Origin of the sequence: Halobellus limi, assembly GCF_004799685.1 — an archaeon.
Lineage (GTDB): Archaea > Halobacteriota > Halobacteria > Halobacteriales > Haloferacaceae > Haloquadratum > Haloquadratum limi.
On the sequence record NZ_CP031311.1, the window covers coordinates 580,569 to 592,959 of the forward strand.

The 12,391-nt window shown below is 69.6% G+C and carries 13 protein-coding genes; 8 read left to right on the forward strand and 5 right to left on the reverse strand.

All coding sequences use genetic code 11. From position 1 onward, the window contains the following. Positions 1-93: 93 nt before the first annotated feature. Complete coding sequence (locus tag DV707_RS02955; RefSeq protein ID WP_103990690.1) at positions 94-1,035, reverse strand: cation diffusion facilitator family transporter; 942 nt, start codon at positions 1,033-1,035, stop codon at positions 94-96. Between the two features lie 123 nt (positions 1,036-1,158). Here DV707_RS02955 and DV707_RS02960 point away from each other — a divergent pair, with 123 nt between their 5' ends. Continuing rightward, positions 1,159-1,692, forward strand: coding sequence for a metallophosphoesterase (locus DV707_RS02960; RefSeq protein ID WP_103990689.1), 534 nt, complete (start codon positions 1,159-1,161; stop codon positions 1,690-1,692). Positions 1,693-2,068: 376 nt separating this feature from the next. Here the strand turns inward: DV707_RS02960 and DV707_RS02965 are convergent, their stop codons facing one another. After that, positions 2,069-3,025, reverse strand: coding sequence for an ArsR/SmtB family transcription factor (locus DV707_RS02965; protein WP_103990688.1), 957 nt, complete (start codon positions 3,023-3,025; stop codon positions 2,069-2,071). Between the two features lie 212 nt (positions 3,026-3,237). Between DV707_RS02965 and DV707_RS02970 the strand changes: the two genes are divergently transcribed. Together DV707_RS02970 and DV707_RS02975 are read left to right on the forward strand one after the other, a co-directional pair. Next, the gene (locus DV707_RS02970; RefSeq protein ID WP_200820846.1) at positions 3,238-3,459 is read left to right on the forward strand and encodes a DUF7859 family protein; all 222 of its coding nucleotides are present in this window, start codon (positions 3,238-3,240) and stop codon (positions 3,457-3,459) included. A gap of 4 nt (positions 3,460-3,463) precedes the next feature. Next, entirely contained in the window at positions 3,464-4,654 is a 1,191-nt protein-coding gene (locus DV707_RS02975; protein WP_103990687.1) for an inorganic phosphate transporter, read from the forward strand. Between the two features lie 125 nt (positions 4,655-4,779). Here the strand turns inward: DV707_RS02975 and DV707_RS02980 are convergent, their stop codons facing one another. Beyond that, positions 4,780-6,282 carry a hemolysin family protein gene (locus tag DV707_RS02980; RefSeq protein ID WP_103990686.1) on the reverse strand — a complete coding sequence of 501 codons (1,503 nt, stop codon included), beginning with the start codon at positions 6,280-6,282 and terminating at the stop codon, positions 4,780-4,782. A gap of 157 nt (positions 6,283-6,439) precedes the next feature. On the opposite strand from DV707_RS02980, the gene DV707_RS02985 reads away from it, so the two are divergent. Genes DV707_RS02985 through DV707_RS02995 form a run of 3 tightly spaced genes read left to right on the forward strand, consistent with a single transcriptional unit; the run spans position 6,440 to position 8,007 of the window. After that, entirely contained in the window at positions 6,440-6,703 is a 264-nt protein-coding gene (locus DV707_RS02985; RefSeq protein WP_103990685.1) for a glutathione S-transferase N-terminal domain-containing protein, read from the forward strand. Further along, the gene (locus DV707_RS02990; protein ID WP_103990684.1) at positions 6,704-7,216 is read left to right on the forward strand and encodes a redoxin domain-containing protein; all 513 of its coding nucleotides are present in this window, start codon (positions 6,704-6,706) and stop codon (positions 7,214-7,216) included. It begins immediately after the preceding gene. Positions 7,217-7,269: 53 nt separating this feature from the next. Beyond that, entirely contained in the window at positions 7,270-8,007 is a 738-nt protein-coding gene (locus DV707_RS02995) for an L-threonylcarbamoyladenylate synthase (RefSeq protein WP_103990683.1), read from the forward strand. Between the two features lie 76 nt (positions 8,008-8,083). Here the strand turns inward: DV707_RS02995 and DV707_RS03000 are convergent, their stop codons facing one another. Both DV707_RS03000 and DV707_RS03005 read right to left on the reverse strand, forming a co-directional pair. Beyond that, positions 8,084-8,815 (reverse strand): CRISPR-associated protein Cas4, encoded by a 732-nt coding sequence (locus DV707_RS03000; RefSeq protein WP_103991241.1) that lies wholly within the window; start codon positions 8,813-8,815, stop codon positions 8,084-8,086. A 164-nt stretch (positions 8,816-8,979) separates the two neighbouring features. Further along, positions 8,980-9,468 carry an FKBP-type peptidyl-prolyl cis-trans isomerase gene (locus DV707_RS03005; protein WP_103990682.1) on the reverse strand — a complete coding sequence of 163 codons (489 nt, stop codon included), beginning with the start codon at positions 9,466-9,468 and terminating at the stop codon, positions 8,980-8,982. Positions 9,469-9,590: 122 nt separating this feature from the next. On the opposite strand from DV707_RS03005, the gene DV707_RS03010 reads away from it, so the two are divergent. Together DV707_RS03010 and DV707_RS03015 are read left to right on the forward strand one after the other, a co-directional pair. Next, positions 9,591-9,995 (forward strand): DoxX family protein, encoded by a 405-nt coding sequence (locus DV707_RS03010; protein ID WP_103991240.1) that lies wholly within the window; start codon positions 9,591-9,593, stop codon positions 9,993-9,995. Between the two features lie 9 nt (positions 9,996-10,004). After that, a complete protein-coding gene (locus DV707_RS03015) occupies positions 10,005-12,365 on the forward strand; it encodes a hypothetical protein (protein ID WP_103990681.1) in 2,361 nt (786 codons plus the stop codon). Positions 12,366-12,391: the final 26 nt, after the last annotated feature.

Sequence of the window (12,391 nt, forward strand, 5' to 3'; positions counted from 1 at the left end):
CACTTCCGATCGGTCTCGTTTGGTCGGACACTTCCGATCGGCCCCGTTTAGTCGGACATCAGATCGGCCCCGTTCTGTCGACTGCGATCCGACTCACACCTCGGGCTCGACGTAGACGTGCTGGATCCGGTCGTCCGTCTTCAGCAGACGGTCCTCGATGTCCGAGATGATCCCGTCGATGTCGCCCGCCTCGGTCTGCGGGTCGAAACTCACGTCCATCGTGACGAGGACGGTCTGGGGACCGACGTAGACCGTCCGGAAGGTGTCGAGGTGGACGACGCGCGGAGTTCCGGTGACCACGTCTCGGAGGTCCGCCTCGACGTCGGCCGGGAGGCTCTCGCCGAGGATCAACCGCTTGTTCTCCCAGGCCAACGCGAGCGCGAAGCCCATCAGCATGAAGCCGATGAGGAGGGCAGCGACCGCGTCGTACACCTCGTTGCCGGTCGCCTTCGAGAGCAGGATCCCGACGAGCGCCAGCGCCGCGCCGAGGAGCGCGATCGTGTCCTCGGTGAACGCCGTCAGCGTCGTCACGTCGCTCATCTTGTCGAACGCCTCGCGGATCCCGCTCCACCCGTAGTGGTCGATCTGCCGCTGCATCTCCGCGTTCGCCTTCGAGAGGGCGTAGGTCTCGAAGCCGATCGCGCCGAGCAGCACGACGACGTTCACGTACCACGAGGGGAACGTCGCGCCGGCGAGCGTGATCGTCCCGGCCGCGCCGTGACCGCCGTGGACGATGGCGTTGTAGCCGTGCTTGGCCGACTCCCAGCCGGCGATGCCGAACAGCAACACGGCGACGAGAAAGGAGTAGAAGAACTGCGCCTTCCCGTAGCCGAACGGGTGCTCCCGGCTCGACTCCTTCTCGCTGAAGCGGATGCCGACGAGGAGGAAGATCTGGTTGCCCGTGTCCGATATCGAGTGATACGTCTCCGACAGCATCGAGGGGCTCCCGGTCAGGAGGAACCCGCCGAACTTCATTATCGCGATGGCCCCGTTCGCGAACAGTGCCGCGAGGACGACGCCCTTGCTTCCAGCCATACCTCACACCTCCGCCGACGGGGATAAAGTGGTTTGCACCGGCGGGGGCCTCGGGGATCGACTCGGGCGACGATCGATACCCAGTCGGACGGTTCTTGGTCCCGGCCGGTGTAGACGGACCAAATGCTCACGGTCGTCTCCGACACCCACAGCACCGATTCCCATCGCCTCACCGGGCGGACGCTGCAGGCCGTCCGCGACGCCGACGTGGTCGCGCACGCGGGAGACTTTATGCGCGAGTCCGTCCTCGACGACTTCGAGCGCGAGGCCTCCCGCTTCCTGGGCGTCACCGGCAACAACGACGACGCCGGGATCCGATCGCGCCTGCCGGAGGCCCGGAACTTCGCGTTCGGCGGCCTCACGTTCGCGATGACGCACCGGCGACCCGGCGGCCCGACTGCCCTCCCGTTCTTCGGCCGGCAGCGCGGTGCCGACGTCGTCGTCTTCGGGCACAGCCACCGGCCGACCTACGAGACGACCGACGACGTCGTCCTCCTCAACCCCGGAAGCCACGCGCAACCGCGCGGCAACCGGGCCGCGCACGCCGAACTCGAAGCGCGCGACGAGGGCGGCGTCGAGGGGCGGCTCGTCACCGTCGAGGGCGACGTCTTCGAGACGTTCACGGTCGCTCCGCGGGACGGATCGGCCGACGGGTAATCCGGCGTCGACTGCGGGGCAAAAACGGAAGCGCGGAGTTCGGGCCGCCGACCGGCTCCGGCTGGCGGACAGACGGTCGACACCGGACCGCCGTCGACACCCGATGGGTCGGTCTCGGGGGCAGGGGGAACCGGGATCGGTCGTCGGATGGGCCGTCCGGTGGTCGCGTACCCGGAGTGGCGTCGGTGGGGTGTTCGTTCGGGGAGGGGAGACGATTCCGGGTGGAGAGCCGAAGCGGCGGCGACCCTGCGTATCCACTGTCGGGGCGGTGAACAAAATAGGCGACGTAAACTCAAATTCTCGTTTCAGCGTTCCCTCGACCTTCGCGCCGGGTTCGGCGTCGCGTTCGACCCGCGGCGACCTGCGTCCGCTCCGGTCACTGGCGCCAGACGAGCGCGACGAACGACAGCGCGACGACGCCGCCGACGAAGAACAGCGCCCCGGGCGGGAGCGACGCGATCGCGGCCGACAGGGCTTCGAGCGGGCCGTCGCCGCCGCCCGCCGCGGTCTGGGTGGTCTCGACCACGGTCTGTGCCGCGTCCGCGGCGGTTCGCGTCGCCTCCGCGACGGTCTCCGTCGGCGTCGACGGCGCCTCCGTCGGTGCCGGCGTGGCGGTCGGTTCCGACGTCGGCGTCGCGGTCGGCTCTGCCGTGGGCGTCTCCGTCGCCTCCGCGATCTGGACCCCGCCGCCGTCGTCGGGCGTCTCGGTCGACGCCTGCTCCGGTGCGGGCGTCGCCGTCTCGGTTTCCGCGGCGGTCTCCGTCCCCGTTCCGGGGGGATCCTCCGTCTCGGTCGCGCCGCTGAGGTTCGCTCCGCCGTCCGCACTTCCCGCGCCGCCCGAGGCGCTCCCGCCGTCGCCGCCCGTCGCGCCGAGCGAGACGATCGGTCCGGTTCCGGTCCGGGCGAGTCGGTCGACGACGACGCTGCCGAGCGCGACGACGCCGAGGCCGCCGAGCAGCTGCGTCAGCGCCGACTGCAGCCCCGTCGTGTCGTCCTCGTCGCCCGCGACGACGACGAGCGCTTGATCGGAGGGGGCGTAGACGGTCATCTCCCGGCCCTTCTCGGAGTACGCCGTCCCGACGGATTCGATCAGGCCCGCGGTTTCGAGGCGATCGAGGTGGTACTGGGCGTTCTGGATCGACGTGTCGACCCGGTCTGCGACGTCGGAGGGCGGCCCCGGTTCGTCGTGCAGTTCCGCGAGCAGCTCCCTCGCCGTCGTTGAGGAGATCGCCGCGAGCAGGTCGTCGACCTCCTCGCTGTCGAGGCCGACGACGCGCGGCTCTCTGTCGTCGTCGTCGGGGAGGTCTGGCCGGGAGGGCAGGATGTCGGCCATCTCTCACGTGGTTTCGTCGCGTGTATGATGAGTCTTGCTTTCGCCCGTCGGGGCGGGCCGTTCGGCCTCCCGTGCAGAATAGGCCGTTCGGTCTCCCCGTCGGGAGCGGGTACGTTCGGTCTCACGTCCGGAACGCGACGCCCGAGCCCGGGATCCGCGCAACGCACGCCGGCGGCGAAACGCATTTACTGACGCCGGGGGAAGCCCCGGCTATGCTTGCCCGTCAGCCGGGAGTTGTCGGTCGGTCCCGAGCCCTGCGTCCGGACGGCGATCCCGCGCAGGTCGACGTGGTCGTCGACTTCGTCGCGTCCAACCCCGCGTTGATCGTGCTTCTGGTCTTTCTCTTGGGGTTCGTCTTCTTCGCGTACCTCTTCGTCAGGCGGACGCTGACGGGGCTCCGCGACGGATTCGACGAAGGGTACCGGGGGAAATAGTCGGATGGTCGTGGTCGCAACGCTCGCCACGCTCGTCGTCGCCGCGCTCGCGAGTCTCTTCATGGCCTGGTCGATCGGCGCGGGCTCCTCGGGATCGACCCCGTTCGCTCCGGCGGTGGGCGCGAACGCGATCTCGGTGATGCGCGCCGGCTTCGTCGTCGGCGTGCTCGGCCTCTCAGGTGCCGTCCTGCAGGGCGCGAACGTGACGGAGGCCGTCGGGACCGAACTCGTCGTCGGCTCCGTCCTCACCGCCACCGCCTCGACCGTCGCGCTCATCGTCGCCGCGGCGCTGGTCGCGATCGGCGTCTTCGCCGGCTACCCGATCGCGACGGCGTTCACCGTCACCGGCGCGGTCGTCGGCGTCGGCCTCGCCAACGGCGGCGGCCCCGCGATCGCGAAGTACCAGCAGATCGTCTCGCTGTGGGTGCTCACTCCGTTCGTCGGCGGCGGGATCGCCTACGCGACGGCGCGCTTCCTCCGCAACGAGTCAGTCCCCGAACGCGTCGCCGTCCCCGCACTCGGCGGGGTCGTCGGGCTCCTCGTCGCGAACATCCGGTTCGCCGCGCTGGGCGGGGAGTCGGGGCGCTCGCTGGCGGAGGTCGGCGCGGCCTCGACGCCGCCGCTCTCGGTCGCGGGCGTCGACGTCGGCGTCGTCGCCGTCTCCGCGCTGTTTGTCCTCGTCTCGGTCGCGCTGGTGCGCCGCGAGATCGTCGTCGACCCCGCTCGCGGGCAGCGCCGGTTCCTGCTCGTTCTGGGCGGGCTCGTCGCCTTCTCCGCCGGCGGCAGCCAGGTCGGACTCGCGATCGGCCCGCTCGTCCCGCTCTTAGACGAGGTGGCCGTCCCGCTCCCGACGCTTTTGATCGGGGGCGGCTTGGGGCTGCTCGTCGGCTCCTGGACCGGTGCGCCGCGGATGATCAAGGCCATCTCGCAGGACTACTCCTCGCTCGGCCCGCGCCGTTCGATCGCCGCGATGATCCCCTCCTTCGCCATCGCGCAGGTGGCCGTCGCGCTCGGCATTCCGGTCTCGTTCAACGAGATCATCGTCAGCGCGATCATCGGGAGCGGGTACGCCGCCGGCGGCGCGGGCGTCAGCCGCGAGAAGATGCTCAAGACGGTGCTCGCGTGGGTCGGGTCGCTCGCGCTCGCGTTCGGCCTGGCGTACGGTGCGTTCAGCGCGCTCGATCTGGTTCTGTGAACGCGCGGTGGGGTGAGGCGGGCACGCCCCCCTCCGGCGGCCTCATACGGATTGGCTCTCACTTTTTACCGCCGAGCGCCGTCAACGGGGTGGCGCTCGGCGGGGAGAGACGAGAGTAACCCTTCTCACTCCTGCGTCGGCGACTCCGACTGCTCCTCGTCGGCCGTCGCGTCCGCCTCTTCGCCCTCCGGTTCCGGCGCCTCGGGGATGGTGATCCGCGCCTTCATAATGCGGGTGTTGTCGACCTGTTCGATGCGGATGGTGATGCCGTCGAAGGTGATCTCCTCGCCCTCCTCGACCAGACGGCCGGCGCGGTTGAAGATGAAGCCCGCGAGCGTCTCGAACTCCTCGCCTTCGGGGAGTTCGAGGCCGAGTTCCTCGTTGACCTCGTCGATGTTGACCTCCCCGCGGACGAGCGTCTCGCGCTCGTCGACGTACTCGAAGGACTCCTCCTCGTCGTCCTCGAGGATGTCGCCGACGATCTCCTCGACCATGTCTTCGAGGGTGACGAGCCCCTCCGTGGTCCCGAACTCGTCGATGACGATGACCATCCGCAGGCGGTTGTCCTGGATCTCCGTGAGGAGTTCGTCGACGTTCTTCGACTCGGGGACGTGCAGCGTCGGCTGGACCAGATCCGTCAGCGACGCGGTCCCCGAGCCGTAGTTCTTCTCGCGGACGAGGTCCCGGATCGTGACGATGCCGATGATGTTGTCGAGGTTGCCGTCGTAGACCGGCACCCGCTCGTGGTCGGAGTGGACGCACGTCTCGATCGCCTCGTCGATCGTCGAGTCCTTCGCGACGGCCGTCATGTCGAGCCGCGGCGTCATCACCTCCTTGGCGATGGTCTGGTTGAAGCGGAAGATCCGATCGAGCATCTCCCGCTCTTCCTCCTCGATGACGCCCTCGCGCTCGCCGGTCTGGATGAGGTCCTGGATCTCGTCGCGCGTGATGTAGGACGTCTCGATCGCCGAGCGCCCGCCGGTCACCTTGTTGATCACGCGAGTGAGGTAGTCGAAGACGACGACCAGGGGCAACAGCGCGTACTCGGAGTACTTCAGCGGGCGGGCGATGCGGAGCGCCCACGACTCGGTGTTCTCGACGGCGTAGGACTTGGGCGCGCTCTCGCCGAACAACAGGACGAGCGTGGTGATCCCGAACGTCGACGCCAGGACCGCCGTGCCCGGGTCGAAGTAGAGGCTCACGAGCGCCGTCGCGATCGACGACATCGCGATGTTGACGATGTTGTTCCCGACGAGGATCGTGATCAGGAGCCGGTGGGGGTTCGACTTGAGTTCGCTGACGATCTCCGCTCTGGGAACGTTGTCCTCGACCAGGGAGTCGATGCGGTGTTTCGCCAGCGAGAACATCGCGATCTCCGAGGAGGAGAAGAAGGCCGAAAACCCGATCAGCACGAGTATCGCGATCGCACCGGCGACAGTTACCGTCGCGTCGTTGATCGGAATCACCTGGAGGATCGAGGCCGAGTCAGCGAGACGCGTCGCTGCGAAGGACGGGTCGACACCGGCGACCCCCGATTCGGCGCCGAAACTCGTCTCGATCACGGTCCGGTCGTCGATTCCGCTCGGACGTCGGGCGGCGAGAGACGCGAGTGGCGGAGACAAACCCATATAACTACGTCACCTTGTCTGGCCCCGGAATTAAGAGTTACCCTCGACCGCCCCCGTGGCACGGCGGATCGGGGGCGTCGTTCGCGATAGTGGTCTCTCGTGTGCGCTGCGGACGAACCTCCGACAGCCTTAGGAGCGTTTCGACCCTACCGCGGGTATGAGCGATCAAGACCCGCCGATCACGCTGTATCGGCTTCAGGCGTGTCCGTTCTGCGAGCGCGTCGTCCGCACGCTCGACGAACTCGACCTGTCGTACCGGTCGCGCTTCGTCGAACCGATGCACGCCGATCGGAACGTGGTCAAGCGCGTCTCCGGCAAGCGCAGCGTCCCGGCCATCGTCGACGAGCACACCGGCGTCACGATGTCCGAATCCGCGAACATCGTCGAGTACCTGACGAAGACCTACGGGGAGGGAGCGTAGATGGACCTCGACTTCGAGGTCGTCGAACTCGGCGAGTCGGACCACCCGGACGTCGGCGAGACCGCGCCGGACTTCACGCGACCGCTCGTGAACCCCGAGTACTGGGAGGACGCGTCGCTGTCGGCGATCACGGCCGAAGGGCCGACGCTCCTGGTCTTTCACCCGATGGACGGCGCGTTCCCGACGACGTACATCTGGAACGAGATCGACGAGCGGGGATTCGTCGACGACGTCCAGGTCGTCGGCGTCTCCGTCTCCACGCCGTACGCACACGAGGACCTCCTCGACGAACGCGCCGAGGGCGTCCGACTCTTTTCGGACCCCGCGGCCGACCTCGCGGAGACGTACGGCATCGAGAACGACCTCGACGGGATGACCGGCGTGACCGAACACCGCCCCGCGGTGTTCCTCCTCGACGACTCGCGGACGGTGCAGTACGCCTGGGCCGCCGAAGAGTGGCCGGCGTTCCCCGACTACGACGCGGTCGAGGCCGCGATCGACGACCTCGTCTGATCGGGATCCCGATCCGCCACGCTCTTTTCGACCCGCCGCGTTCGCACACGCAGATGACGGAGTTCGACGAGACGTCCGAATCCGACGCCGAGGACGCGTCCGAAACGGGACCCGACGACGCCAACGACCCCGGACTCGGCGGTACCAGCGGCGCCGCGGCCGAACGCGACCTCGACGACGCCATCGACGCCGCGGCCGACGCGATCGGGAACGGCGAGGCCGTCGTCTACCCGACCGAGACGGTCTACGGTCTGGGGGCGGACGCCACCGACCCCGCGGCCGTCGAGCGCGTCTTCGAGGTGAAGGGCCGCGACCGATCGAAGCCGCTCTCGCTCGGCGTCCCGAGCGTCGACGCCGCGCGCCGCTATTCCCGGCCGAGCGACCGCGCGCTCCGGTTTATGCGGGCGTTCCTCCCCGGGCCGGTCACCGTCGTCGTCGACGCCGACCCGTCGCTTCCGGAGGCGCTGACCGCCGGTCGCGACCGGGTCGGGATCCGGATCCCGGACCACGAGGTGGCGCTCGCGCTGTTCGAGCGCGTCGCGCCGACGCCCGTGACGGCGACGAGCGCGAACGTCAGCGGGTCGCCGAGCGTCACCGACGTCTCGACGCTGGACCCCGGGCTCCGCGACGCCGTCGCGGTCGTCGTCGACGCGGGCCCGACGCCCGGGACCGAGAGCACGGTCGTCGACCCCGAGCGGAACGTCGTCCACCGCCGCGGCGCGATGGCCGACGCCATCGTCGCGTGGCTGGAAGACGACGGCGGCGCGGCACCCACCGTCGAGGACGGCTGATCGGTCGCCCCGTCGAGGCAGCCGCTGCTCGCGACGTCGCCGTAGCTGTCACCCCACCGTCGACGTAGCCGTCGGCTCACCCGAGTCCGAGCAGCGTCTTCAGCGACCGCGTCTTCGTCCCGCAGGTCGTCCGGTAGTCGCAGGCGTCGCACTTCGACTCCTCGCGGATCCGACTCGGGACCCCCCGCATCGACCTGACCGTCCACAGCGTGCGACGGTACGCGCCCCGGTTTCGCGTCGTCAGTCGGACGCTCCGAACGACGCCGTGGGCGGGGTACTCGACGAGCGCGCGCGGAATCTCTCGCTCGCGTTCCCACGCGAGCGCCTTCGCGACGGCGACGGCCCGCACGCGCTGCGGTTCCCAGACCCCCTGCGGCGGCGGGTCGCCCGGCGAGACGACCGTCGGCGTCGGCGGCGCGGCGTCGTCGCGTCCGTCCGATCCGTTTCGTTCCTCGGCCCCGCGGTGTCCGTCCGCCCTGCCCGTCTCACCGCCCAGTCCGAGCACCTTGTGGGCGACCCCGTGGCAGTCGCGTCCGCGGAGAAACGCCTCTCGAACCGCCGGTGCCGCGAGCCGGTCGTAGTCGTCCCGCTCTGCGAGCGAAGCCAGGTTCGACCGGTACCGCCCGGGCGAGACCGCGATCGGCAGGCGACGGAGTTCCTCGTCGGTCGCGGTTCGATTCGCCTCGTACTCGAACGCGAGGTCGCGGACGGCCGCGACGTCCCTCGGCGGTCCGTGGTCGCCGTCGCGCTCGGCGTAGTAGTACTGCCGCGGGCAGTACGCCGCGCGGGCGAGGTGCGATATCGGGATCGTGTCGGACGTTACCGTGCTGTCGGCGGGGGAGGCGTCGCCGCTGCGGGCGGGCCGCTCGGCTGGAGATTCCACGGCCTCTCTGGTCGCGTCCCCCTATTTGAACCCTCGGCGGACCGGAGGGCGTTCGCCCCCCGGTTAGTCGCCCCGCCCCGCCGGTTCGCTCACTCGGATCGGTCGGGCCGGCGATCGACGACTTCGATCTCGAACACGAGCGTCCGCCCGGCGAGTTCGTGGTTGAAGTCCACTTCCACCGCGCCCTCGCGAACGGCGACGACGTCGCCGTGGAGCCCGTTCCGGGCGTGGACGTGGAGGCCGACTTCGGGCTCCTCGCCGACCATCCCCTCGAACGTCTCCCGGTCGTACTCGCGGATCCGATCCGACTGGACCTCGCCGTAGGCGGCCTCCGGGGGCACGCGGACGGTGCGCTCCTCGCCGACGGCCATCCCGCGTACCGCCTCGTCGAGGCCGTCGATCACGTCGCCGTCGCCCACCCTGAACGCCAGCGGGCCGTAGTCGTCGGCGTCGCGGTCCTGCGCCTCGTCGAGACCGTGCTCGGCGGCGACGGCGTGCTTCGAGGTACCGAAGACGGTTCCGTCCTCGAACCGGCCGACGTACTCGACGGCGACGCGGTCGCCCCGTTCGACGGTCATACCCGGGATTGGGAGGGCAGCCGAAATAGCCTGTCGTCTGCGCTCGATGCGTCGATCGGTTCCGGCCCGCCGACCGGAGCCGAACGCTAACGCTTATTGAGCGTCCGCGAGTGATCGTCTGTATGACCGCCGACACCGATCACGGCGAGGCTTCCGAGGGACCCAACACCCTCTCGCGGCTCGGCCGGGTGCTTTTCGGCCTCGGCCTCGCCCTCCAGGCCTCCGAGGACTTCCGCGACATGGACGACACGATCGAGTACGCCGAGTCGGCGGGGGTTCCCCTCCCCGACCTCGCCGCGCCGTTCGCCTCCGGGATGATGTTCGTCGGCGGCCTCGGGATCGCCCTCTGGCGTGCACCCCGGATCGCGACGGGCGCAGTCGTCACGTTCCTGGCCGTCGTGACGCCGACGATGCACGACTTCTGGAACGCCGAGGAGGGGTCGGGCAGCGGCGAACGGCTCGCGTTCTTCGGAAACCTGGCGATGTTCGGCGCGGCGCTGGTGTTCCTGCGCGAGGCGTACAAGTAGCCGCACATCGTGACGGACCCCAACACGCACCCCGACACGCGGAACCTGGATCGCCGCACGTTCCTCGCGACGCTGGCCAGCGCCGGCGTCGGCTCGCTCGCCGGCTGTTCGTTCACCGAGCGAGAGCCCGATGGGGCGACCACCGAGACCGACCCAGAGACCGCCGAGTCGCTCGCCCGGCGGTTCGCTCCGACGCTGTATTTCGACGCCGCTGAACCGTGGTACCCGACGGACCCCCGGCCGTACGAGAGCGAGCGGGACGGCGACGCGGTCGTCGACGGCTTCGACGCCCTCGACGGCTACCACGAGCGCGTCGCCGACGCGGAGGGACCGCCGAACCCGACGGTCTTCTACAACGCCGTCGAGTACGACGACTCCCCGCTCGCTGTCGTCCAGTTCTGGCTGTACTCCGCGTTCGATCAGTTCACCACGAACTTCCACTGGCACGACTGGGAGGTGCTGCACGTCTTCGTCGACACCGAGACCGACCGGCCGCAACTGTACGTCTCCAGTTCCCACTCCCGGCGGGTGCCGAACAACGAGTTCCTCGATCCCGACCCCGAGATGGTCCCGCGGATCCTCTCGGAACTCGGCTCGCACTCCAGCGCGCTCTCGGTCAACGACGAACCCGACCAGTTCCAGCGCCTGCCGGGTGCGGACCTCCTCGCGGACATCACCAACTCCGCCATCGAGAGCGTCGAGGCGCTCTCGGAGATCCCGCTGGCCTACGGGCTCCCGCGGGACGAGGGCGCGCGGCTGCCCTACGTCGTCCCCGAGTACGAGGGTGTCCCTGTGTACGATCACGACCGACTGCCGAACGTCGACCGGACGTCGCTCGTCGACGAGGAGCTGACGGTGCGGTCCTTCGAGGCGCTCTCGTCGCCGCCGACTGACCTCCCGGCGCGTTCGACTGGCGTGGTGTTCCGCCACGAGGGTCGCGGGGATTCGGCCGCCGACGGAACGACCGAGTACGCGTACGAACTCGTCCCCACGGCGGAACTCGAACACATCACGGCGTTCACCGGACCGCAACTGAGCTTCGAGTTCTCCGTCCCCGAGTTCGCCGAGGACGCCATCGCGGGACACATCACGACGACGGGCGTTCCGTGGGAGCAACCGCGCTATGAGAACCCCGCGGCCGACATCACCGACCCCAACCACCGATCGTCGCTGTCCGAACGGTACGACGCCATCGGCGATGCGGCCCCGATCAACACCGTCGTGGCCGGCGTCACGGAGGCCGTCTCGAACGACGACGCGCCCGACGGGGAGGGGCTGACGACGCAGACGCCGACCGTCGAGGCCGTCGCGCTGCTCGAAAGCGACCCGACCGCCGTGCCCACGTTCGGCGGCGTCGTAGCGCTCCGCGACGTTTCCGAGGGCGACCACCGGCTCACGGTCAACGCCGCCGGACGGGCACCCTACAGCGAACAGTTGTCCGTCGGCGGCGAAGCGTCCTCGACGACGACTGCACCCTCGACGACCCCGTCCGATACGGGAGCGTCGACCGAGACGGAGACGACAGTGGCGACCGGGACGGAGACGACAGCGTCGACCGGGACGGAGACGACAGCGCCGACCGAGACGGAGACGACAGCGGCGACCGCCGAAACGGAAACGGAGGCCGGGACGTCAGCGGACGCGACGGACCCGGACCGCGACGCACAGCGCGTGACGGCCGCTGGATCGGAGGGAGAGATCCCGCTCGTCGCCCGCGAAAACGCCCGGAAACTGGAGATCGACGCCGACGGAACCGACGCCCACCTCACGAACCTCGCGATCGAAGACGACTTCGCCGGTCGGCTGTACGACTCGCCGCTCGACGGCTCCGACGCGGTGTACGTCCACCGCGGCGGCGCGTACACGACCGAAGTCAGAGACGCCGACGGCGCGGTCGGGGCGTTCCGCGTGAATCCGGACCCCGCTTCCGGGGCCGACGGTGACGACGCCTCCGAGAGGGGACCGCCGATCCGGATCGAGCGCCCCGAGACCGGAAAGGCGTCGCTGTCGTCGTTCCTCGCGTCGATCACCGCGGAGACGAGCGAAGAACTCAGCGGACTCTTAGACGACGGCGGGAGCGGCGGCAGCGGCGACACGCTCGTCGGGCGTGAGAACGCCCTCCGCGGCCTCGTTCGCGCCCTCGACGCCGTCGCCAGCGCGGCGGAGCGAGCGGCCGAGAGCGCCCGCGGCGGCGATCGGTCGAACGCGGACCGCCGGCTTCGGACCGTCACCACCGGCCTCGAACGCATCGTCGAACTGATCGACGAGGCCAGCGACGACCTCCCGGACCCGCTCGAACGGGCCGTCGAAATCCGAGTCGACGAGGCGACCCGGCGGGCAGAACAGGCACAGGACGCCGAAAAGCTCTGAGCGGTCTCGACTTCGCCTCCGGGGCG